General features: G+C 63.2%; 16 protein-coding genes. 6 read left to right on the forward strand and 10 right to left on the reverse strand.

Going from position 1 to position 21,182, the window contains the following annotated elements:
- Positions 1-38: 38 nt before the first annotated feature.
- The 5 genes from C8D92_RS07135 to C8D92_RS07155 form a co-directional block, all read right to left on the reverse strand.
- The gene (locus C8D92_RS07135) at positions 39-2,300 is read right to left on the reverse strand and encodes an ATP-dependent DNA helicase (RefSeq protein ID WP_116918897.1); all 2,262 of its coding nucleotides are present in this window, start codon (positions 2,298-2,300) and stop codon (positions 39-41) included.
- On the reverse strand, positions 2,297-3,994 hold the full coding sequence (locus tag C8D92_RS07140; RefSeq protein ID WP_116918898.1) for a VRR-NUC domain-containing protein: 1,698 nt from the start codon (positions 3,992-3,994) through the stop codon (positions 2,297-2,299). Before C8D92_RS07140 ends, C8D92_RS07135 begins: the two co-directional genes overlap by 4 nt.
- Positions 3,995-4,019: 25 nt before the next feature.
- Positions 4,020-4,982, reverse strand: coding sequence for an NAD(P)H-quinone oxidoreductase (locus C8D92_RS07145; RefSeq protein ID WP_116918899.1), 963 nt, complete (start codon positions 4,980-4,982; stop codon positions 4,020-4,022).
- Between the two features lie 3 nt (positions 4,983-4,985).
- Entirely contained in the window at positions 4,986-5,666 is a 681-nt protein-coding gene (locus tag C8D92_RS07150) for a type 1 glutamine amidotransferase domain-containing protein (protein WP_095611973.1), read from the reverse strand.
- Between the two features lie 131 nt (positions 5,667-5,797).
- The gene (locus tag C8D92_RS07155) at positions 5,798-6,799 is read right to left on the reverse strand and encodes an LLM class flavin-dependent oxidoreductase (protein ID WP_165819248.1); all 1,002 of its coding nucleotides are present in this window, start codon (positions 6,797-6,799) and stop codon (positions 5,798-5,800) included.
- A gap of 89 nt (positions 6,800-6,888) precedes the next feature.
- On the opposite strand from C8D92_RS07155, the gene bamE reads away from it, so the two are divergent.
- Together bamE and C8D92_RS07165 are read left to right on the forward strand one after the other, a co-directional pair.
- Positions 6,889-7,200, forward strand: a complete 312-nt coding sequence (bamE, locus tag C8D92_RS07160; protein WP_207775136.1) for an outer membrane protein assembly factor BamE domain-containing protein — start codon at positions 6,889-6,891, stop codon at positions 7,198-7,200.
- 214 nt (positions 7,201-7,414) lie between these two features.
- Entirely contained in the window at positions 7,415-12,358 is a 4,944-nt protein-coding gene (locus tag C8D92_RS07165; RefSeq protein WP_116918900.1) for a diguanylate cyclase, read from the forward strand.
- A 33-nt stretch (positions 12,359-12,391) separates the two neighbouring features.
- On the opposite strand, the gene C8D92_RS07170 is transcribed toward C8D92_RS07165, so the two are convergent.
- Positions 12,392-12,844, reverse strand: coding sequence for a pseudoazurin (locus C8D92_RS07170; RefSeq protein ID WP_207775137.1), 453 nt, complete (start codon positions 12,842-12,844; stop codon positions 12,392-12,394).
- Between the two features lie 309 nt (positions 12,845-13,153).
- Here C8D92_RS07170 and C8D92_RS07175 point away from each other — a divergent pair, with 309 nt between their 5' ends.
- Complete coding sequence (locus C8D92_RS07175; RefSeq protein WP_165819249.1) at positions 13,154-14,068, forward strand: GGDEF domain-containing protein; 915 nt, start codon at positions 13,154-13,156, stop codon at positions 14,066-14,068.
- Positions 14,069-14,397: 329 nt separating this feature from the next.
- Entirely contained in the window at positions 14,398-16,104 is a 1,707-nt protein-coding gene (locus C8D92_RS15760) for a VWA domain-containing protein (RefSeq protein ID WP_207775138.1), read from the forward strand.
- 81 nt (positions 16,105-16,185) lie between these two features.
- On the opposite strand, the gene C8D92_RS07185 is transcribed toward C8D92_RS15760, so the two are convergent.
- Both C8D92_RS07185 and C8D92_RS07190 read right to left on the reverse strand, forming a co-directional pair.
- Positions 16,186-16,941 (reverse strand): substrate-binding periplasmic protein, encoded by a 756-nt coding sequence (locus C8D92_RS07185; RefSeq protein WP_207775139.1) that lies wholly within the window; start codon positions 16,939-16,941, stop codon positions 16,186-16,188.
- A gap of 166 nt (positions 16,942-17,107) precedes the next feature.
- Entirely contained in the window at positions 17,108-17,908 is an 801-nt protein-coding gene (locus C8D92_RS07190; protein WP_243402404.1) for a DMT family transporter, read from the reverse strand.
- A gap of 184 nt (positions 17,909-18,092) precedes the next feature.
- Here C8D92_RS07190 and C8D92_RS07195 point away from each other — a divergent pair, with 184 nt between their 5' ends.
- Complete coding sequence (locus C8D92_RS07195; RefSeq protein WP_116918904.1) at positions 18,093-18,938, forward strand: DNA ligase; 846 nt, start codon at positions 18,093-18,095, stop codon at positions 18,936-18,938.
- A gap of 72 nt (positions 18,939-19,010) precedes the next feature.
- Complete coding sequence (locus C8D92_RS07200) at positions 19,011-19,754, forward strand: CLCA_X family protein (RefSeq protein WP_116918905.1); 744 nt, start codon at positions 19,011-19,013, stop codon at positions 19,752-19,754.
- Positions 19,755-19,759: 5 nt separating this feature from the next.
- On the opposite strand, the gene C8D92_RS15765 is transcribed toward C8D92_RS07200, so the two are convergent.
- Both C8D92_RS15765 and C8D92_RS07210 read right to left on the reverse strand, forming a co-directional pair.
- Complete coding sequence (locus C8D92_RS15765) at positions 19,760-20,452, reverse strand: hypothetical protein (protein ID WP_207775140.1); 693 nt, start codon at positions 20,450-20,452, stop codon at positions 19,760-19,762.
- A 12-nt stretch (positions 20,453-20,464) separates the two neighbouring features.
- Positions 20,465-21,091, reverse strand: coding sequence for a SatD family protein (locus C8D92_RS07210; protein WP_095611460.1), 627 nt, complete (start codon positions 21,089-21,091; stop codon positions 20,465-20,467).
- Positions 21,092-21,182: the final 91 nt, after the last annotated feature.

The following is a 21,182-nucleotide window of genomic DNA, read 5'->3' on the forward strand; positions in this document are numbered from 1 at the left end:
CAGGCTTGCCGGAATGCCCTGATTGGGTAAGAAACGACCTAACATGGGTTTTGCTGACCGGCTCCAAACCACCATCCGGGTAACAATCGACGGATGCGCGGCTGACCGAACCGGTCGTCAATCAGCCAGATCACCCCCCGATCCTCCGGCGTGCGAATCACCCGTCCGGCGGCCTGGGCGACCTTCTGGATGCCTGGATAGAGGTAGGTGTAATCATCCCCCGCGCCGAAACGCGCCTCCAGTCGATCCTTCAGCACCTGATGCCACTCATTGAACGGCGGCAACCCCAGCGTGGCGACGAAGGCGCCGATCAGCCGGTCGCCCGGCAGGTCGATGCCCTCGCCAAACACCCCGCCCAGCACCGCGAACGCCACACCGACGCCTTCGGGCCGGAAACCGGCCATGAAGTCGTCCCGCGATGCGCGGTCCATCCCGGGCCGCTGGTGCCAGGTGGGAATGTCGGGGGCTCGTTCTTTCAGGACGTCGAGCACCGCATCGAGATACGCAAAGCTGCTGAAATAGGCCAGGTAGTTGCCCGGTTGTTCCCGGAACTGGCGGGCAATCAGGTCGGCGATGGGTGCCAGCGACGCGTCCCGATGCGCCCGGCGGGTGCTGATGTGCGTGGCGGTATTGAGCGCCAGTTGGTCGGCCGTGAAGGGGCTTTCAATGCCCTGCCAGCTCGTGGTTTCGGGCAGCCCCAGCAGGTCCCGGTGGTACACGCCGGGGGTCAGTGTGGCGGAGAACAACAGTGTACTGTCTGCGCTCTGGAACCGCGGTGCGAGGAAGTCGGCGGGAATCAGGTTCTGGATGGTCAACCGGGCCTGGCCCCGGCGGGGCGCCTGTAACTCGCAGAGGGAGTGGTCATCGAACGCGTCGGCCAGCCGTGTGAATGACAGGCATTCGAACAGCAGCTCCTGAAGCGCCAGGTCCGGCGGATAGTCCGCCAGATAGTCCGTGATCGCCGCCACCAGGGCGTTCAGTGCCGGCACGAGCGCCGTGGGGATGCCATCCAGAAAGCGCGGGCCGTCCGCTGCGGCTTCGTCGCGAACCAACGCCTGCCACTGTCGGGCGACCCGGTTCAGAGGGCGTTTGAGGGCAGCAGGCGCCTGGCGTCGCACCGACAGCAGATGCGGCTGGGACAGGGTGACTGAATACATGCCACGGGCCCGGTCGATCAGGTTGTGGGCCTCGTCGATCAGCAGGCTCACACGCCAGTCGTTCTGTTGGGTCAGGGCGTGCAGGAGTGCGTGCTGGTCGAAAAAGCGGTTCACATCCGCCACCACCACATCGCTCCAGCGGGCCATCTCCTGGGACAGGAAATAGGGACAGAGGGTGTGGCGCGCGGCGATGCTCGCGAGGGCGGCGCGGTCCAGATTGCGCGGATGCCCGGCGGCTTCCTGTCGGGCGGCCGGCAGCCGGTCGAAGAAGCCCCGTGCGAGTGGGCAGGAGTCGCCGTGGCAGGCCTTGTCCGGATGCTCGCAGGCGTCGGGCTTGGCGCTCAGTTCCAGCACACGCAGGGGGCGACGGGTCTCACCGTCACCGGCCAGCCGCGCCAGCGCGTCCAGTGCGAGCCCGCGTCCCGAGTTGCGGCTGGTCAGGTAGAACACACGGTCCTGACCGGCTTTGGGCAGGGCCATCAGAGCGGGGAACAGCGTGCCCAGTGTTTTGCCGAGACCGGTCGGGGCCTGCAGCATCAGCGTGCGGTGCTGACGACTGTTGCGGTAGACGGTTTCGGCCAGCGGGCGCTGACCACGCCGGAAAGCGCCGAACGGGAACGACAGGGCGGCCATGGCCTCGTCACGGGCCTGACGATGCGACGCTTCCCGTTGGGCCCAGGCACGGTAGGCGTCACACAGGTCGGTCAGTTCCTGCCAAAGGGTTGCGGCGTCGGCGCTCTCGGTCAGCGGCGTTTCCTGATCCCGCGCGGTGTCGTAATACACCAGCGTCAGCGTGACGCTGTCGAAGCCCGTTTCCGCGCACAGCAGGGCGCCGTAGGCCCGCAGCTGAGCACGATGCAGTTCGCGCTGCACGCGAGGAATGCGATCGTGGTCGCCTCGGTGGGTCTTGATCTCTTCCAGGCGATGGGCGAGGGGGTCGTAGCCGTCGGCGCGTCCGGACAGCTGCAGTCCCCCACATTCGCCGGACAGGCGCCGCTCCGGAACATAGCGGGGCCCACGGCGTGCCTGTATGCGCTGGTGCCCGGCAATGCCCTCATCGGCACTGGGCGCCGGCGTGTAGCGATGGTCCAAATCACCGTGACGGGCAGCGAATTCACAGAGGGTGCGCACGGACACCTTCATGGATCAGTCTCCGCCCAGCGGACGTGGTAAACAGCCATCGGTAGACCATGGCTGAGTCCGAACTCGAGCCAGTGGCGCTGGTGATCCTGTAACCGGTCACCGGGCCCTTTCACTTCAATCATCTCGTAGCCGCGGTGTTGCCTGTCGAACCGGATCAGGTCTGGCAGGCCACTGCGATTGTGGCGCAGATCCCGAAGCAGTCGATCAAAGACGACCCGCAGGTGCTCGGGTGGAATGAGGCTCAGCGCCAGCTCCAGCAGAGACTCCGGCAGGGCGGACCAGACGACCAGCGGACAGGTGATTCCCCATTTTTCGCGCCAGGTGGTCCGGATGCGTTCACGGTAGTCGCGCCGGTCCAGTGCCGCGAGGCAGTCATCAAACAGCGACTGCCGGCGGGCCACAAAGTCCTCCCGATACAGATCCGCCGGGCCCGCATGAAACGGGTGAAAAAAGGCGCCGGGCAGGGGAGCGTAGAGTGCGGGCCAGCACAGCAGGCCGAACAGTCCGTTGAGCAGTGTGTTCTCGACGTAAAAGACCGGTGCGTTTTCTCGCTGCAGATGGGCCTGCACGACCCACTCGACGGGCAGACCGTCCGGGTTCGGCAGTGTCAGGGTGGTTTCCGGTGCCCCGGCCGATGGATCGGACGCCGGAACGGCCCGATTCAGTCGCTTCGCCAGCCGCTTCCAGAGTCGTTCCAGGGCCCGCGTTTCGGAATCGCTCCGCGGAGCGTCCATCGCGGCGGTGAGCTCGTCCCATGCCCGCTGATGCTGCCCCTCCCGTTCCAGCAGCCGCAGGCGTCTGACCCGCGCGTCCCGGTGTCCGCTGTCGGCCCAGGCGTTGAGTGCCAGTGCGGTGTCTCCGGCGCGGTGCGCGAGCCGTCCGAGTTCCAGCAGCAAACGGCTCCGGCGGCTTTCCAGCCAGGCGTTGTCGTCATCCCTCGCGGGCAGGTCCGGCCAGACCGTGGCCGGTGATTCGCCCTCATCCAGCCGGTCCCGGCAGCGTTGCATCAGCAGGTAGCGATCCACGGCCTCCCGGGTCTGGAACGCACGGGATTCGGTGGAGAGTGGCACGGATTCGTAGCGTTGGTGGCCGAGCTCGACCAGCACGAAGTCCGACCAGTCCTGACGCAGATTGCCGAAAAACATCAGGCGCAGGCGCTCGAACAGGTCGTCGGCCAGAAAACGCACGATGGTCTCGTGGCGATCGGGCCACCAATCCGCCATTGGTTTTGACTCGGGAAGTGACGCCCGCAGGTGCATCAACAGATCGGATTTGCGCTGACTGCGCGGCAGAGCCCGCGACCGGATGGTCCTGGAAAAGGCCTCGCGCAGCTCCGGCAGCGTGAGGAGATGGAACAGTTCGTCGATGGTCAGTTCAGGCTGGTCATCGATCCATTGATCGCGGGCCAGTTCGCCGAGCGCGGTGTCGACGTCGGCGCCCAGCTCGTCGTAGTGCAGCCGGCTCCGACGGAACAGATCGCCCCGGCGCATGACCAGTCGTACCAGGAGTGCGCGAGCCGGGGACGATAATGCCATGAGGTTGTCGAGTCGCGCGGTTTCCTCCCCGGTGAGCAGATCGCCGTGACGCGACCGGACCCACCCCACCACCGTCTCGAAATTGCGCAGGTAGTAGAGCGGGTCCTCGAGGGAGGCGGTGGCCGGTCGCGTGGCGCTGGATCGGTGCTGAGAGGTCATAGGAACATCCGTTTACCGGTTCTGATCAGCGAACCTGTAACAACACCTTACCCTGGCTCTCGTTGCTCTGGAGGTAGGTCATGGCCGACTCGGCGTCGTCGATCGGGAAGGTCCGGTCGATCAGCGGGTGAATGGTGCCGTCCGTCAGTCTTGGCCAGACGTTTTCCAGAAGCGCGTCCATGATGTCGCCTTTCACCGTGACCGGCTGTGATCGCAGGGTGGAACCGATCAGGCGCTGACGCTTCATCAGCATCACTCCGAGATCGACGTCGGCGTAACGACCGCCCATCAGGCCAATGAGGACGATGCGCCCGTTCCGATTGAGCACCTGCTGATCCTGCTGGATGTAATTTCCGCCGACCGGATCAAGCACCATGTCGGCCCCGCCCCAGTCGCGGACGGCATCGACGAACGATCCGTTGTGGCGGTTCCAGCCGGCGTCGGCGCCCAGTGACCGACAGGTCTCGATCTTGGTGTCGCTACCGACGGTCGCGAACACCGGATTGCCCATGGCGTGGGCGAGCTGGATGACGGCGCTGCCCACGCCGCTGGCACCGGCGTGCAGCAGGATGCGCTCGCCCGGTGCGAGGGCCGCCTCGTGGTAGAGATTGAGCCAGGCCGTCGCGAACACTTCCGGCAATCCGGCGGCCTGTTGGAGCGTCAGGCCTTCCGGCACCGGCAGCACCTGTGCGGCCGGCACCCGAACCCGCTCGGCATAGCCGCCACCGGTAAGCAACGCACAGACCGGATCGCCCGGACGAAGATGCGTCACGTCGTCGGCGACCGATCGGATGTGACCGCTCACCTCCAGCCCGAGTATCGCAGAGGCGCCGGCGGGGGGCGGGTAGCCGCCTGCCCGTTGCATCAGGTCGGCCCGGTTCATCCCCGCCCAGGCGACGTCGATGGTGACGTCGCCCGCTTCCGGTTCCCCCGGCTCGGGTTGCTCGCACCAGACCAGCCGATCGTCAGTGACGTCGATGGCTTTCATGGTTCAGCCCTGCAATGCCCGGATGACGGCATCGGCGGTCGCCTCCGACGACATGGGGTTCTGGCCGGTAATCAGTCGCTCATCCACTTCAACGTGGGAGGTCCAGTCATCGCCCTTCTGGTAATCGCCGCCACGCTCGCGGAGCATGTCCTCGACCAGAAACGGCACGACGTTGGTCAGGCCCACACCGTCCTCCTCGCCGTTGGTAAAGCCGGTTACTTTCCGGCCTTTGACGAGTGGTTCGCCGTCCGGGCCTTTCACGTCCCGAAGTACGCCCGGTGCGTGGCAGACCGCGCCGACAACCTTGCCCTGGGCATAGGCGGATTCGATGACGCGAATGGAATCCGTGTCGTTCGCCAGATCCCAGAGCGGGCCGTGGCCACCGGGGTAGAAGACGGCGTCAAACCCGTCCACCGACACACTGCCCAGTTCGACGGTCTTGGCAAGGTCCGCCTGGGCCGCCTCGTCACGCTTGAACCGGCGTGTGGCGTCCGTCTGGGCGTCCTCGCTGTCACTGTTGGGGTCCACCGGCGGTTGCCCGCCTTTTGGGGAGGCCAGCGTGATGGTGGCGCCCGCATCAAGGAAGGCGTAGTACGGTGAGGCGAACTCCTCCAGCCAGAAACCGGTCTTGTGGCCCGTATCGCCCATCTCATCGTGGGATGTCAGAACCATCAGAATATTCATGGTGTGTCTCCTTGCCTGTCATGACCCTCCAATGTGAGGGCCTGGATATGAAAGTCTGGTCACTCTAACCGCTTATTAGACCAGTCGTCTAGTGGGTCAGTCCGAGCCCGTGTTCCTGATCGGCAGATGAGTCAGGCCGCCTGGAACTGTGGCATGGCGGAGAGGATGTCCAGCGCGTGTCGGCGCCTCTCCGGATCGTACAGATCCACCGTCACCATCAGCTCATCCACGTCGGCGCTGGCCAGCAACCGATCCAGTTGTGCCTGCATCGTATCGGCGGTGCCAGTGAGCTGCAGACCCAGGAAGCTCCGCACCGCCGTTTCTTCCTCGGGTTTCCAGCGCCCGGCCATGCTGTCCACCGGCGGTTTCATCCACAGGGGCTGGCCCCGGAACAGCGACAGGATGCGCTGGTAACTGGTCGTGCTCAGCAACTGCGCTTCCTCGTCCGTGTCAGCCGGAACGGCGGGAACGGTCAACATGGCATACGGCTGGTCGAGCTGTCTGGATGGCCGGAACTGGTCGCGGTAGACCCGCAGGGCCTCCCGGTAAAGACGCGGCGCAAAGTGACCCGCAAAGGCATACGGCAGCCCCCGCTGGGCGGCGAGCTGGGCGCTGTAGAGGCTGGAGCCGAGCAGCCACATCGGAACCTCTGTTCCGGCGCCTGGAATTGCATTGACCGGTTGGGAGCGGTCGAGTGGTCCCAGCAGGCGCTGAAGCTCGGCCACATCATTCGGGAACTGCTCCGCGCCCAGACCATCGCGGCGCAGCGCGCGGCTGGTCATGGGGTCGGTGCCGGGCGCCCGCCCCAGCCCGAGATCGATACGCCCGGGGTGGAGAATCTCCAGTGTCCCGAACTGTTCGGCGATCACCAGCGGTGGGTGGTTGGGCAGCATGACGCCCCCGGAGCCAACCCGGATCGACTGGGTCGCGTTGGCGATATGGCCAATCAGCACCGAGGTGGCGGCACTGCTGATGCCTTCCATGTTGTGGTGCTCGGCCAGCCAGAACCGGTTGAAGCCCAGGGCTTCAGCGTGACGGGCGTACGCCACGCTGTTTTCGAGGGTCTGCCCGACCGAATCGCCCTCGCGGACGGACGCCAGTTCGAGCAGTGAAAACGGCAGTGGTGAGGCCACAGTGCCCTCCTGTCCAAATCGTCATTCAATGAGTCGTGATACCCGATACCATGAGGGCGTGATCACGGAATTCGAGAGGAGGCTAACGAATGGCGGCAAAATGGCGTCAATGCACGCGGGCTATGATGCTCGCACCCCTTCTACTGGCAGGCTGTGCCACCGTCGGCCAGGATTTTGCGACCCACAAGGTGGACCGGATTCGCATTGGTGAGACCACCCGTGATGAGGTTCAGTCCATGTTTGGCGACCCCTGGCGCACGGGTCTCAAGGACGGTCAGCGCACGTGGACCTACGGCAAGTACCGCTGGTCGGCGTTCGATGATTCCCAGACGACCGATCTGGTGATCACCTTCGATGACGAAGGCCGGGTTGCGTCTTACGTTTACAACACGACGGAGTAGATTGCGACGGTGGCCGGATCGGTCAGGATAGAATCTTTCCAAACCCCGGGGCGCCGACTAAGCTGTTAAGGACGTGCTGATTCATCCCCTCAGGCCTTGCCCGGAGCCACAGGCACGAGGGAATGAATCGGCACTTTCTTAATGGGTTGAGCGAAGATTGAAGCGCTCCTTTTTCGGGAGTCGCGGTTGTCGGAGGATTCCCTGCCCAGTGGCCATGATGAACGATGACGGACTCCCCGCCGGAACGTTCGAAAGTCTGGATCGGTTGATCGTTGCTCACGGTCTCGTTTTGCTTCGTGTGCGGTTTCCTGATCAGCCTGATGGGCAGTGGCTCGTCCGCACACCCGTTGACGAATCGGATCCGGTCGCGCGGGACCGGCTGGATCATGAGCGCCGGATTCTGCAGACCGTCCGACCGGCGTGTGCCCTGGCGCTGGAACTGAATCGCCATTCGCCGGCGCCGTCCTCAATGCTGTTCCGCGACCCTGGTGGGCGACCGCTCAGCCGCTGCGCCAACCTCACGACTGAGCGCTGGGGAGCGCTCGCCACGGCGTTGCTGGATGCCCTCGCCCATTGCCACCAGGCGGGTCTGTTGATCGGTCGCCTGAGGGCGGATTCCTGGCTTTGGGACGGTGAGCAGATTCACCTCTGCGATCTGAGCCATGCAACGTTGCTCTCCAGTCACGACCCCGGGCGCTACCAGGGACCATCCGATGAGTCCGACTGGGTGGGTGCCCATTATATCGCGCCGGAACAGACCGGCCGGCATGACCAGACTGTCGATTATCGGGCAGATCTCTACAGTGCTGGTGTGATCCTCTACGAGACGCTGACCGGGGCGTCGCCGGTGGATGGCGAGACTCCGGAGGAACTGATCTATCAGCATCTGGCAGTCGCTCCAGAGCGACCCGAGGGGGCGCCGGAACGGGTCTCGGACGTCATCATGCGGCTGCTCGCCAAAAAACCCGGTCAGCGTTACCCGTCGGCGCGATCCGCCCTGCGTGACCTGAAGGCGGCGCTTGAGGGCGAGACTGTGGCGTCCGGCCAGCGCTCAGGAGCGCCGCGCCAGTCGGGTGCGACCATGCCCAATCGCCTCTATGGTCGTCGGCGGGAACAGATTCAGTTAGGGACGGTGCTGGCCAGCGGCATGGATGCCTCACCGCAGCTGGTGTGGGTGAGCGGTGTGTCCGGCGTTGGCAAGACGTCGCTCATCCGCGACATCTGTCTTGAGGAGCTGCGACAGGGCGGCTTTTTCGTGGAGGGCAAGTTCGATCAATTGATTCAGGCTCGTCCTTACAGCGCCTGGGCCCATGTACTGGATGAACTGATCAAACGACTGCTGGCCGAGCCTCCCGACGATCTCGCGCGCTGGTGTGAGCGACTGGAGAACAGCCTCGGAAGTGCGGCAAACCGGCTGGCCACCCTGGTTCCCACGCTGAGCACGCTGCTGGGCCCGTTGGACACCCCGACGGCACTGCCGCCGACAGAGGCCCAGGAGCAGCTGAGGACGGCCTTTCTGCGGTTTTTCGAAAGCTTTGAGAGCGTCGACAATCCGCTTGGCGTGTTCCTCGATGACCTTCAGTGGGCGGACCCCGCGTCTCTGTCATTGCTCGAGGCGCTGACTGAGCGGCTCGGGCCGGTGCCTCTGACGCTGATTGTCGCCTACCGAGAGGAAGAGGTGGACCGCAGTCACCGGGTTGCCGCTGTGCGCGCGCGGATTGGTGATCGTGGGCGGTTTGCCATCACCGACATGGCTCTGCCCGAACTGGGGCGGGACGATGTGCGGGATCTCATTGCCGCCGGATCGGAGCAGCCCCCGGAACAACTGGATGAGCTGGTGGCGGAAGTCTATCGCCGGAGTGGAGGCAATCCCTTTCTGCTCTGGCAGGTGCTGCATACGCTGCAGGATCATAACGGTCTGAACGTCCGCGACGATGGTCGCTGGGAATGGGATCTTGATGTGATCCGTCGGGTCGGGGTGCCGACCGAAGTGGCCCGGCTGATGGGGCAGCGCTTTGACAACCTGCCGCTTCGTACCCGTGAAGTGCTTGCCGCGGCCTCCTGTCTGGGCACCACCTTCGAGATGGCGTTGCTGGCGGGTGTCATGGGTGAGGCCCCGTCGAGCGTCCAGACGCATCTCGATCCGGCCATGGATGAGGCGTTCGTGCTGCCGCTCGGTGACCCGCAACCGGCAGGGCACCGGCTTGTCTATCAGCGCTTTCGGTTCGCGCACGATCGCATGCAGGAGGCCGCCCACGGCATGCTGCCGCTCAGTCAGGCAGCGGACGTTCATGGTCGCATCGCGGATCTGATGCAGCGTGAGCTTAGCCGGGTTGAGCAGTCCGAACGCATCATCGAGATTGCCGGGCACCGCAATCGCAGCCTGCTAAGCCCATCCGATCCTGATGAATCGCTGTCACTGGCCAGTCTGAACCTGTTGGCGGCGCGCAAGGCCAAACAGACAGGCGCTTTTGCCGCGGGACTCGAGCTGCTGGCAGCCGGAATGGCGTCACTGCCGGGCGATCTCTGGGAGCGCGATCCGATGCTGGCGCACGACCTCTATCGGGAGCGGGCGGAGCTGGAATATCTCAACAGCCGGTTCGTTGTCTCGCGCCAATACGCGTTGGAGGCCATCGATCGCGAGAGCGATCCATTGCGTCAGGCCGATCTGTACTGGATGCGTATCGTCCAATGCACATTGCGGGCCCAGTACGATGAAGCGGTGAGCATCGCCCGCGAGGCATTGAAGCGGCTCGGCGAAGAGTTGCCGGACCGGAATCTGCGGTCCGAGCGTGACCGGGAGCTCGATTGGGTCCAGCAGCACCTCGGCGACCGCGATCTGCGTGAGCTGGGTGAGTGGCCGGCGATGACCGACCGGACTCAGAAAAAGGTCATGCAGCTACTGATTGCGCTGGGGCCACCCTGTTACCGCGCGTTCCCGGACCTCTGGTCTGTGATTGTGGCGCGCACGATGCGTCTGTCCATCACTCATGGGGTGGTCGCAAGCGCGGTCTACAGCCTGCCGGCCTACGGGGGGTTGCTGATCCATACCGGGCGCGGGTCGGGTTCGGAGGCCCGGGCATTGTACGACGCGTCCGGTCGCCTGATGGATCGTCTCGCCGATCCGGCGCAGTCGAGCATGGCTTATCTCATGATGGGCAGCTCCCTGAGTCACTGGTTCCGGCCGATGATGGCGGCGAGTGATGATTACCGCCGCGCCTACGAAGTGGGCCAGATGTCCGGCAACCTCCAGTACGCGGTCTATGGTTTCGGCCACGACGTCTATTGTCGCTTCTTCGCCGGCGATGCCCTTCCCGGGTCACGAGCGGCGGCGGACGGCTATTTAACCTACAGTGAGCAGCGGGGCAACCTTTGGGGCAACGATCTGATCGGTGGTGCGCTGCGCCTTTTCCGGTGGCTCGAAGACGGTGACGGCAGCGCCGCCGAACGACAGGATGAGCAGGCGTATCTGGAGCGGTGCGAAGCGCATGGCAATCTGCAGGTGTTATGTCTGTACCACCTGATGCGGGCGATGGTGCGGCTGCATTTTGGTGACCGGGAGGGCGCGCAGGCGAGCATTGAAGAAGCCGGGCACCGTCTGGACAGCGTGTCGGTGCAGGGGTTGCTGCCGGTGACTCAGTGGCCGGCGCTGCAAGTGCTCGCCGGTGCGGAGGCGGATCGGCGGGTCTGTATCGATGATGCGCGGGCACGGTATGCGTCGTGGCGACAGCAGGCGCCGGGAAATTTCGAGCACTGGTATCAACTGATGGGCGCCGAATCTGCGGCGCTGGACGGGGATACCGGTATGGCCCTTACGTCCTACGAGGCCGCGTATCAGCGTGCTCGTGAGCACGGAGGCTGGAACGCAACGGCGCTGATCGCTCAGCGTGCCGACGCGTTCTGGCGCGAGCACGGCCATCCGGAGCTGGCTGACGTCTTTGGGCGGCGGCGCGAGCACGCGTTGCGCCGGGGCGGGGCAATGGGAGCTCGTCGGGCCGCAGGCGCGAGGGACGCCGCGGCGCCCGGTGATCCACTGAGTGTCGATGCGATGATCGGCACGGCAAAGGGGCTTTCGCAGCATACCTCGCTGGCCGGACTGGTCCCGGAGCTGGTGCGACAGGTCCGGGACCGGACCGGCGCGCACCGGGTGGCGGTGCTGTTGACGGTCAACGATGACCTGCGGCTCGCAACGGACAGTGATTGCCCTGGGGGGTACTCGCCCGATGCGCCGCAGGCAAGATTGCCCGATTCCTTGCCACAACGGGTTCTCCGGTACGCCGCACAGGCGCGGGAGCGCCAACGCGTTGATCGCACCAGCCTCGCCTTCAGTCGAACGATGCAGTCTGACCCCTACTTCAGCCGACCCGGAACGAATGCGCCGTTGCGTGGCACGGCCTGGTGTCTGCCCATGGAGCATCTTGGGGATCTGGTGGGCGTGCTGTACGTCGAGCATGAGCAGGAAGACGATCGGCTGGAGGCGCACATCAGCCCGTTGCTGGATTTCCTCGCGGCGCAGGGGGGCATCCTGATCCGCAACATTGAATTGATTGGCCGGCTGGCGGCGGAGAACCAGGCGCTTCAGGAAGCGGAACAGCGCATGCGCAGCGCCGATGCGGAGATCTCCGTCCGCAGGGCAGCCGAGAAACGCCTGGAAAAACTGGCCAACACGGACCCCCTGTCCGGGTTGCCCAACCGGCGCCTGCTGATGGAAACGCTGCGACAGGTCTGGCGCGGCCGGGGTGAGGTCCATGATCCACCGGTGGCCGTTCTGATGCTTGATATCGACTATTTCAAGGCGATCAATGACGATCATGGTCATAGTGTGGGGGATCAGGTCATTCTGAGACTGGCAGACCATCTCCACACCGCCCTGCGTGGCAGTGATCTGGCGGCACGGATTGGTGGCGAGGAGTTCGCCATCTGTCTGCCTGAGAGCGAACAGGCCGTGGACATCGCCTGGCGGTTGTGTCGACAGATTGCTGAAACCCCCATGGAGATCGAAGGCAACACGATCCGCTGCACCGTCAGTCTCGGCGTTGCCATCCAGTCGCCCGAGGATGAGGGCCCGGATGCGCTGCTGGCTCGTGCGGACCGAGCGCTTTACCAGGCCAAGACGCAGGGAAGAAACCGGGTTGTGGCGGATGAGGCGGGAGCGTAGCCGGAGCTGGACGCCCCGGCGTTTGCCGCTGGCTCAGTCAGCGCTGACGTTGCTGAAGTAGCCGCTCAACCGGTCTTTGTTAGTGGCGGCGTTGGATGTGAGGGTTTTGACCGCGTTCTGCGCCGCTTCGTAGTTGGTGGCATCGCCCACACTGATCACGCCGGCCATGTTCAGGGCCTGGTGGGGCGTGCATTTGTAGACGTAGACACCTTCCTGATCGACCGTAATGGTCACCTCCTCATTCATACCGCCCGACCAGCTACTGGCGCCCTCGGGCACGGCCACTGACACGCTGTTGTGTGCCGGATCCACCGGGACGAAGCGAATCGTGTCGCCTTTTTCCGCCTCAACATAGCCGGGCTCAAAGACCATCGCGCCATCCGGACCGGAATTCTTCATCTCAATGACGTGCTCGGCCGCTGTGGCATTGCCGGCCAGCAAACTCATGGCAGTGACCAGGGCCAGATGGGTTCTGTTCGCTTTCATACAACACCTCTCACACGGTTGCTGGTTTCCTGAATTGCCCGAAGTCGGAGATCGCAAATCCCTATGAATAGTGGTGAGGTGATTGTCGTTTTGCGACCCCAGAGCATTCGTACATCTACGGATGACAGTGCTGGGATCCCGCTTTTTGATCTGGATGCGATGTGCTGTCGAAGCCGGTCGCAGGCTCAAACCGGGGATCATCGACCCCGCCGGTGGTTTGGTTTATCGTTAAGTGAGGAGTGCATTCATCGAGGTTGTACGGTGTCCCACCATAAAGGCGATAAGTCGTCTCCCCCCCGTCCGGCGACCATGCCATCGACGGAGAACCAGGCCACACACTTGCCCCCCGGCGCTGCAGAGCAGTTGCTGGATAACATGGATGTGCTGGTGTATGTCGCCGATATGGAGACGCATGAGTTGCTCTACGTGAACGAGTACGGTCGCGCTATCTGGGGAGAACCCCGGGGGCGACACTGCTGGGAGGTGCTCCAGAACCGTACCAGCCCGTGTCCATTCTGTACCAACGATCAGCTTGTCGATGACCGGGGCATACCGAGTGGTCCCCATGTCTGGGAATTTCGCAACGAATCCAATCATCGCTGGTATCAGTGCCGGGACCGGGCGATGCGGTGGCCAGACGGTCGGCTGGTCCGTATGGAGGTGGCCACGGACATCACCGAACGAAAAGCCGCGGAAGAGGCCGCCGAGGAAGCGCGTCGCCGAGCGGATTCGCTGGCCAGGGAGGACGTGCTGACTGGCCTGAACAATCGTCGGGCTTTTCTCGAGCGCGCGGACCTGTTGCTCGCTGCGGCGCGGCGCCACCAACAGCCGGTTGCCGCGATCCTGCTGGATCTGGACTGGTTCAAGCATATCAATGACCAGTATGGCCACGGGGCCGGTGATGTGGTTCTGCAGGCGGTCGGTGAGGTGATCCGGAGCGAGGGGCGCCAGACTGATCCCAGTGGACGGCTGGGGGGTGAAGAGTTCGCGATTGTGATGGCCGATGCCTCGGTTGATCAGGCGCGGACGTTGGCCGAACGTCTGCGCCGCCGGTTAGCGGCGCTGGCCATCGAATCGGACGGTGCCTGCCTTTCTGTGACGGCCAGTTTTGGCGTGGCCACGTTGTCAGACCCCACGGAAACCATTAGCACACTGTTGGGGCGTGCCGATCAGGCGATGTATCGTGCCAAGCTGGCGGGTCGGAATCGCGTCGAAGTGGCCTGATCGTCAGCCGGTGCCCGTATCACCGGGCTGGCTACCAGGGGCAGTGCGGTCAAGGGGGTGTGAGCAGCGTTTTCATGGGGGCTCCTGTCTCAGGGAGTGTGCCGGTCAGTGGCATGGCCTGATCATAACGGGAACGATGTGTCGTCTGCTAACTGGACTTTCAAGGGGCGTCACGGGAGATTGGTGTTGGTGAAATTCCCGAGACACTTTAGAAATTGTTACTGATCGTTTACTTTTGTAACGGACAGTCCGCACGTGTCTGTTTCAGGACAGTGTGAAAAAAGGAAGATGGGCACGGCTGGATGTCGTGCCACAAGGAGTATATGACGATGAAATGGAAAGCAATGTCGACAGCAACCCTGCTGTGTGTCTCTGCCATTGGCTTGTCGGGCTGCCTCGCCGACGCCCCGAACGTTCCCGTCGAAGGGGACCCTCCCAAGGAACGGACTCAGGGCAGCGATGAGTCAACCACCAGCCCTACTGTGTCCGGTCAGGACGTCAATATCGAACTGTATGGCGATATTGACCCGGATTTAACTCAGGAGGCTGGTAGCGACAACCCGGCCCTGCTTCTCGACGATTCGGACGTGTCGTACGCGGGTGCCGGTATGACGGCCACCGAATCCGATAGTGGTTCCGCTGTGCAGAGTCTGGCCGCGTCCGCGGATTTCCAGAAACAGATCGCCGATATCAGCGGACGCGTCAAAACCGCGCTGGAAAATGATGGCGCGTCGGTCAGTGAGCTGGTGAATCGGGTGGTGCAGGGACCGACCGGTGAAGTCGCCTCACTGGTTTATGACGTCTCATACGAGTCGGCGGGCACCACCAAGTCGAGCGGCGAGTTGCGGAATCTGCTGATCGGTGAGCTGGGCTCGGATGCCAATGTGGCCGAGCTGCCCAGTGGCACGGCGGACCAGGCTGAATTCCGGGTGGCTTTGGCTCTGGTGGCAACGCCGGACCAGGCGTTGACCTGGGTGTCCGCTTTTCCGGTCGCCAACGCTGGCGACGTTTCCAGTCGCTATGGGGCGCTGAATAACGGGACTGCGATCGTCCCTGCTGGCACCTCGAGAAATCTGACCAAGGGTCAGAATGAGTTTGAGCAGAGCGCCAGCGCCAGCAATGCGGTGGACATTCTCTGGGTGATCGATAACTCGGGATCGATGGGGGAAGAACAAGAGAATCTCGGTGCCGGCGTCGACCAGTTTTTCACGAAGCTGAACAGCGCGGGCGTGGACTACCGATTGGCGGCAACAACCACCGATGGCAGCACGTGTGAATCGCTACGGTCACTGCCGGCGGACGACACAAAGACGTTCATTACACCGGACACCCCGAATGCGGCAGCCCAGTGGAGCCAGGATAACCCAACAACGGGTATCGCCCGGCCGGGAACCTCTGGCAGCCCCAATGAAACCGGTTTCTACTGCGCGGATAGGGTGGATCGCTCGACGTTTGATCGGGAAGGGGCGGCTGACATTACCGTCTTTGTCTCAGACGAAGAGGAGAATGAAACCTCGGACGAGGACCAGCCGTCCGGCCAGTCCGGTTATACCGTCCGCGATTACAATACCTACGAGCAGCGGTTTGTTGAGCGTGGCGACACGTTTTTTGCAATCGTCGGTGAGCATGATCAGATCAAGCGCACCGCCGATGACAGCTATGGCGATACCAACGCAACGGAATGCAATGGCGAGGGCGGGGAGGCCGAAGGTGGTTCCCACTACCGGGAAGTGGCCCGTGTAACCGGGGGCAGTGCGTCCTCCATCTGCTCCAAGGCCTCCAGCTGGTCCGTCATGTACGACGAGATCATCGAGACCGCCACGGGGCTGGCAAGCCGCTTTACCCTGGATCGATCCGTGCTACCGTCTTCGGTTGAAGTCGACGTAAACGGCCAGAGCGTGGCACGCGACCCATCCCGCCAGAACGGCTTTGATGTCATTCTGCTGGAGGATGGCGCGCGAATCGCCTTCTATGGTGACGCGCTGCCGGAAAACGGCGATGCCATCACGGTCACCTACGATTACGTGCCAGAGTAATCATTGAGCGTTCCCGAATGGCGGGCCGGGGATTGGCTCGGCCCGCCATGGGGACCAGCAGTCAGCGGACCACGTCAGGGCTTAGTTCGTCGACGAAAGCTGTTTCAGTTCCGATGTGTCCTCGAGGGCGGCCCTCAATGCCCGGTCAATGAAGCCCTCATCAATCAGCGACACCACGGTGGCGACCAGTTGGCCTCGCAGCGCCCCTGTGTTGCACGGGGATTCGTGGGAGACGGCAAAATGCAGGGGCTCAGAGCTGATTGCCGTCGATAATGGTTTGACATCGTCCGAGATCCCCATCTGGCGCGAATAGACGACGGCCGGATTCTTCTCATACAGCATGTAATCCACCCGGCCAAGGCGGAGCATACGGAACCCCTGGCGCACGCTCCGGACAGTTTCCAGGTCGAGGTGCTGACGGGCAAACTCATCGAAGGACTGTCCGAAACTGTTATGAATGACAGTCACACCATTCAACGGGCGCAGGTCATCCCATTGGCGGTATTCGAAGCCATTGTCCTGACGGACCCAGACGACGCTATTCGTGGCAAGAAACGGCGGATGGATGTAGTCCATCCACTGAGCGCGTGGTACCGTGAAAAATGCCCCTGCCATGAGGTCCACGCTGCCTTCGCGCACTTCCTGTTGTGCCCGGGACCAGGGGCCAGTGTAGATGACGTTGATCTCGACGCCGATGCGCTCGCCAATCTCTTCGAGAATCCGCGGAATCGCTCCAATCAGTTGATCGCCATCCGCGGACATTCGCCACAGGTACGGCGGATACTCGGGATTGCCGGTTGCCGTCAGCGTCTTGCAATCGCGGGCCTCTGCAGCCATTGCGGTTGCGAGCGATAAACACAGAAAAAGAAGGGACAGATACCTGTGACGATGTCGACGTAACGTTTGCATGATCCTTCTCTTTGTTGCCTCGCCGATCCTATTTCTGTTTTTGTGTAAATATTGTACGGTCCTTTGGCGCTGAACGATCAAAGCGAACGTCGGTTCAGGCTTTTTTCCCGAAGATCACCAGCCCGACCCCTGCCAGAATCGTTGCCGAGATCAGGACAAACGGCAGCGTGAGTGGCTCACCGAGGAAGACCAGACCGCCTGCCGTCGCAATGACCGGCACGCTGAGCTGGATGCTGGCGGCCTTGGCGGCTTTCAGGTGCGGCAAAACGCTGTACCAGATAGCGTAGCCGATCGCCGAGGTGATCGCACCTGACGCGATAGCGTAGGCTGCGCCAGTGAGGTCCCACTGAAACTCGGCGATCATCAGCAGACTGACGGCGACCACCAGCGGCACACTGCGCAGAAAATTGCGGGCGTTGTTGGCCAATGGATTCGGGCTCCCCCGGCCCCACAGTGTGTAGAAGCCCCAGGCGACGCCTGAGGCGACCATGAGTAGAGCCGGGCCGAGCGGCGGGGCATGGAGTGTTGGCAGTAGCAGTACCACCAGGCCACCGAAGGCGAGAGCGAACCCCACCCCTTGTAATGCCGTGACCCGCTCGCCCTCGAGCCAGCCGCGGACCACCATCGTGACCTGCACCGCGCCGAACAGCAGTACCGCGCCGGTCCCGGTCGCAATATCCACGTAGGAAAACGAGAAACAGACCGCATAAATCGCTAACGCAATGGCCGAACGCCACGGCGGCGCTGGCGCGTTGCCCGTGTCGCGGCCAACGATCAGCAACCACAGCATCAGCGCACCCGATGCCAATCGAATGGTTGTGAAACTGGCCGGGTCCAGATCGGTCCCGATCAGCGCGGCCCGACACAGAACCGAGTTGCCGGCGAAAGCGATCATAGCGAGCGTGGTTAGTATGGACAGACGGGTAATGGACACGGGCGTCTCCGGTGCGTCGGGGTGGACTCAGCTAAGCGGATGAAGCCTGTTTTGTAAACACGCTTTTCGATTGCAGGTGGTCGCCGGACATGGCATCGTCGCCTTCCCTTGAATGATCGACCACACGGTAAAAGGAGTTACCACGATGGTGTCTTCGCTGTCGCTCCGGCTGGCGCCGGTGCTGTGTCTTTTCGTTGCCTGTCTGGCCCACGCCGAACGCCCCGACCTGCCGCTGGCCAATGTCTACGAGGGCGATGCGGATCTGTCCGCGTACCTTGTCAGCGAGAAATACGACGGCGTTCGCGCCTTCTGGACGGGCCAGCGATTCCTCTCCCGCCGCGGGAACCCCTATCACGCCCCCGACTGGTTCACCGAGCCCCTGCCGGACCGACCGATGGATGGGGAGCTGTGGATGGGACGGGGCCGGTTCGCTGAACTCTCCGGCGCGGTACGCAAGGATGAGCCCGTGAACCGGGAGTGGCGGTCGATTCGCTTCATGGTGTTTGATCTGCCGGTGCGCGATATGCCGTTCCGTGATCGCCTGATGACCCTGAAATCGCTGGTACGAGCGGCGGATACACCGCACCTCAAGCTGGTGAAGCAACAACCGGTGGGCGACCGTGAGGCCCTGGCGGCCAGGTTGGATCAGGTGGTGGACGCCGGCGGTGAAGGGCTGATGCTCAAACGGGCCGATAGCCTCTATCACGCGGGCCGCTCCGACGACCTGCTCAAGGTCAAACGCCACCGGGATGCCGAGGCCGAGGTGATCCGGAGTCTGCCGGGTGAGGGGCAGTTTGAGGGAATGATGGGCTCTTTGCTCGTGGAGCTGGAGAACGGCCGACGCATGCGCATCGGGACTGGTTTCAGTCACGCCGAGCGAGAGAACCCGCCGGAACCGGGGGCCGTCATCACCTACAGATACTATGGTCGCACGTCGACGGGCCTGCCCCGCTTTGCCAGTTTCATGCGGGTGCGCCGCCCGGCTGAATAAACCGGGTGTTTGCGTGCTGGGCTGACAGTGCTGTATATATAAACAGCATTCTGTTCAGGTTCCGTGCGAGTGATGACGCCGACATTTGCCACCATCCGCCGCCAGTTCGGTTTCCGCAGCATCGAGATCGGTCACTGGGTGACCGATGCCGAGCGCGATGCGGCCGCCGTGGAATTCCATCAGGCACTCAATGACCTGCAGCTGGCGCTGCGGGCGCCCGCCGTATTGATTTCCCTGCGCGACTCACTGGGGCTGCAGTACGGCATTGGCGGGCAGCTCGGCGTGGCGGCCCATTACACGCCGGCCATCCGCAAACTGGCACTGGCCAAGCGGGCCGGGCGCGGTGCGCTGGCACACGAGTGGTTTCACGCGCTCGATCACTATCTGGCGCCGAAGGTCTTTGAAACAGACGAGCCAATGGCGTTTGCGTCAGCCTGCTGGTGCGAGAACCGGGAGACGAAAGCCCACCCGATCAACGACCAACTGGCCGAGGTATTCCGGACCCTGTTTGTCTCGGAGGACGGGCAGGACACGAGCGCCCTGTTCCGCCACTCGGTGCTCGCGGATGAGCGGCAGGGCGTGCACTATTACGCACGGCCGGAGGAAATGGCCGCGCGCGGTTTCGAGGCGTTCGTGCAGGACGTGGCCCGGCCGAACCCCTTCCTCGTGAGCGGTACCCGCCAGTCGTTGGAGGCCCGGCACGGACTGTATCCGCAGGGCGAAGAGCGGCGGCGCATCAACAACGCGTTTGCCCGGTATTTCCAGAGCCTCGGTCGCGCACTGGATCGCGAGCGGCGGCTTCGGCAATCGGCATGAGCGCGTCAGAGGGCGTAAAGAATCCCCTGACCGATCACAATCGTCAGCAGGATCGAGGCCAGCGTGCCGATCAGCACGTACTCGGCAAACTCGCGCTCCTCAAGCTGGCGGAACCGGGCGAAGCCCTTGGCCGCAAGAATCAGCGCGATGACGTTGTAGTTCTGCGCGAACACCACCACCAGGTAGATCAGCCAGCGTTCCAGCATGCCGATCACCCGGCCAGCGTTGTATTCCCGATCGTCCACGGTGCGTGGCTGCTCGTCCGAGATATTTTTAGGTTCCATCTGAAACCGGTGCAGCAGCGCTCGAATGGCCAGATTGGTCTCGTTGGCCACTAGCAGAAACCCGAGTAGGCCGGTCAGGGCGGGCTTCAGGGTGGCGAGCTGTTGATTGCTGACCAGCCAAGAGGTGGCGTTGCCCTGCCAGAACTCGACGGCGGCCACCGCCCCGACCAGCCCGCCACCGATGAGGCGGCCTTCATTGAGACGATCCGCCGGGAACAGCACTTCCGAGAGAAGCAGCCCCAGAATCACCGCACCGCCGAATGCGAGGGTGTACAGGCCGGGGGTGAGCAGACCGGTCAGCAGGATCTGAATCAACCCCAGCGCGACCCAGTGGTTGCGGGGAAGTGGCTGATCGCGAAAGGTAAAACACAGCCGGGTTGCCAGCCAGGCGTTCAGGAAGAGCAGCGTTGCCATAGGCGGTCCGTGTCAGCAGGCATCGAGAGCATGATTCAGGCGGTCGGTCAGCGACCGGAGCAACTGGACGGCCGACTCCAGCCCTCCGTCACGAATGTTTTTGTACACGCTCTGCTCGGTGATGTCGATTGACTCGGCAATGGCGCTCACCTCCCAGCCGCGTAACAGGTACTGAAGCACATCCAGTCGATTCGCCCGCCATTTGCACAGTTGATGGTTGAACAGGCCGAGAGCGGCGTCCATGAGGTCGTCCGGTTCGGGCAGGCCGGCGATGTCCACCAGTCGGTCTTCGCGTTTCATCGCTTCCAGAAGATCGCGAGCCCGGTAGAACGCAGGGCCGTCCATGCCGATGGCCTGGTCGGGATTGATCGCGGTATCCAGCGGGCCGACGGCGATGGCAAACCGCAGCGCCACCGGATGCATCGCCTGCATCACGGTGAACACATCGGCAAAGACCCGGCCGGCCCCGTCGAATACCGCCTGGAACTCATCCCCCAATGTGATGGTGTAGGGCGAGGCCAGTTGCGTGCGTTCGCTGTTCAGCCGATCCAGCACCGCCGCCAGTTGCTCCTGTACCTGGCGGCGGTCGGTCAGCTGGCGGGAGCCGACGATGTCGGCGATCAGTACGATGTGGTTCATGGGACGCCCGGACACTTTCCTGTCAGGATTCAACCCTATCAGGGTAAAGTGATAAATAAAACCAAAACAGGTTAAATGTAACTTTTAAACC

Origin of the sequence: Tamilnaduibacter salinus (genome assembly GCF_003096655.1) — a bacterium.
Classification (GTDB): Bacteria; Pseudomonadota; Gammaproteobacteria; order Pseudomonadales; family Oleiphilaceae; genus Tamilnaduibacter; species Tamilnaduibacter salinus.

What these genes read in the sequence shown, in the direction of transcription:
- C8D92_RS07135 (WP_116918897.1), bottom strand. Translation starts at nt 2,300, where the DNA reads ATGAAGGTGTCCGTGCGCACCCTCTGTGAATTCGCTGCCCGTCACGGT.
- C8D92_RS07140 (WP_116918898.1), bottom strand. Translation starts at nt 3,994, where the DNA reads ATGACCTCTCAGCACCGATCCAGCGCCACGCGACCGGCCACCGCCTCC.
- C8D92_RS07145 (WP_116918899.1), bottom strand. Translation starts at nt 4,982, where the DNA reads ATGAAAGCCATCGACGTCACTGACGATCGGCTGGTCTGGTGCGAGCAA.
- C8D92_RS07150 (WP_095611973.1), bottom strand. Translation starts at nt 5,666, where the DNA reads ATGAATATTCTGATGGTTCTGACATCCCACGATGAGATGGGCGATACG.
- bamE (WP_207775136.1), top strand. Translation starts at nt 6,889, where the DNA reads ATGGCGGCAAAATGGCGTCAATGCACGCGGGCTATGATGCTCGCACCC.
- C8D92_RS07165 (WP_116918900.1), top strand. Translation starts at nt 7,415, where the DNA reads ATGATGAACGATGACGGACTCCCCGCCGGAACGTTCGAAAGTCTGGAT.
- C8D92_RS07170 (WP_207775137.1), bottom strand. Translation starts at nt 12,844, where the DNA reads ATGAAAGCGAACAGAACCCATCTGGCCCTGGTCACTGCCATGAGTTTG.
- C8D92_RS07175 (WP_165819249.1), top strand. Translation starts at nt 13,154, where the DNA reads ATGCCATCGACGGAGAACCAGGCCACACACTTGCCCCCCGGCGCTGCA.
- C8D92_RS15760 (WP_207775138.1), top strand. Translation starts at nt 14,398, where the DNA reads ATGAAATGGAAAGCAATGTCGACAGCAACCCTGCTGTGTGTCTCTGCC.
- C8D92_RS07185 (WP_207775139.1), bottom strand. Translation starts at nt 16,941, where the DNA reads ATGGCTGCAGAGGCCCGCGATTGCAAGACGCTGACGGCAACCGGCAAT.
- C8D92_RS07190 (WP_243402404.1), bottom strand. Translation starts at nt 17,908, where the DNA reads ATGATCGCTTTCGCCGGCAACTCGGTTCTGTGTCGGGCCGCGCTGATC.
- C8D92_RS07195 (WP_116918904.1), top strand. Translation starts at nt 18,093, where the DNA reads ATGGTGTCTTCGCTGTCGCTCCGGCTGGCGCCGGTGCTGTGTCTTTTC.
- C8D92_RS07200 (WP_116918905.1), top strand. Translation starts at nt 19,011, where the DNA reads ATGACGCCGACATTTGCCACCATCCGCCGCCAGTTCGGTTTCCGCAGC.
- C8D92_RS15765 (WP_207775140.1), bottom strand. Translation starts at nt 20,452, where the DNA reads ATGGCAACGCTGCTCTTCCTGAACGCCTGGCTGGCAACCCGGCTGTGT.
- C8D92_RS07210 (WP_095611460.1), bottom strand. Translation starts at nt 21,091, where the DNA reads ATGAACCACATCGTACTGATCGCCGACATCGTCGGCTCCCGCCAGCTG.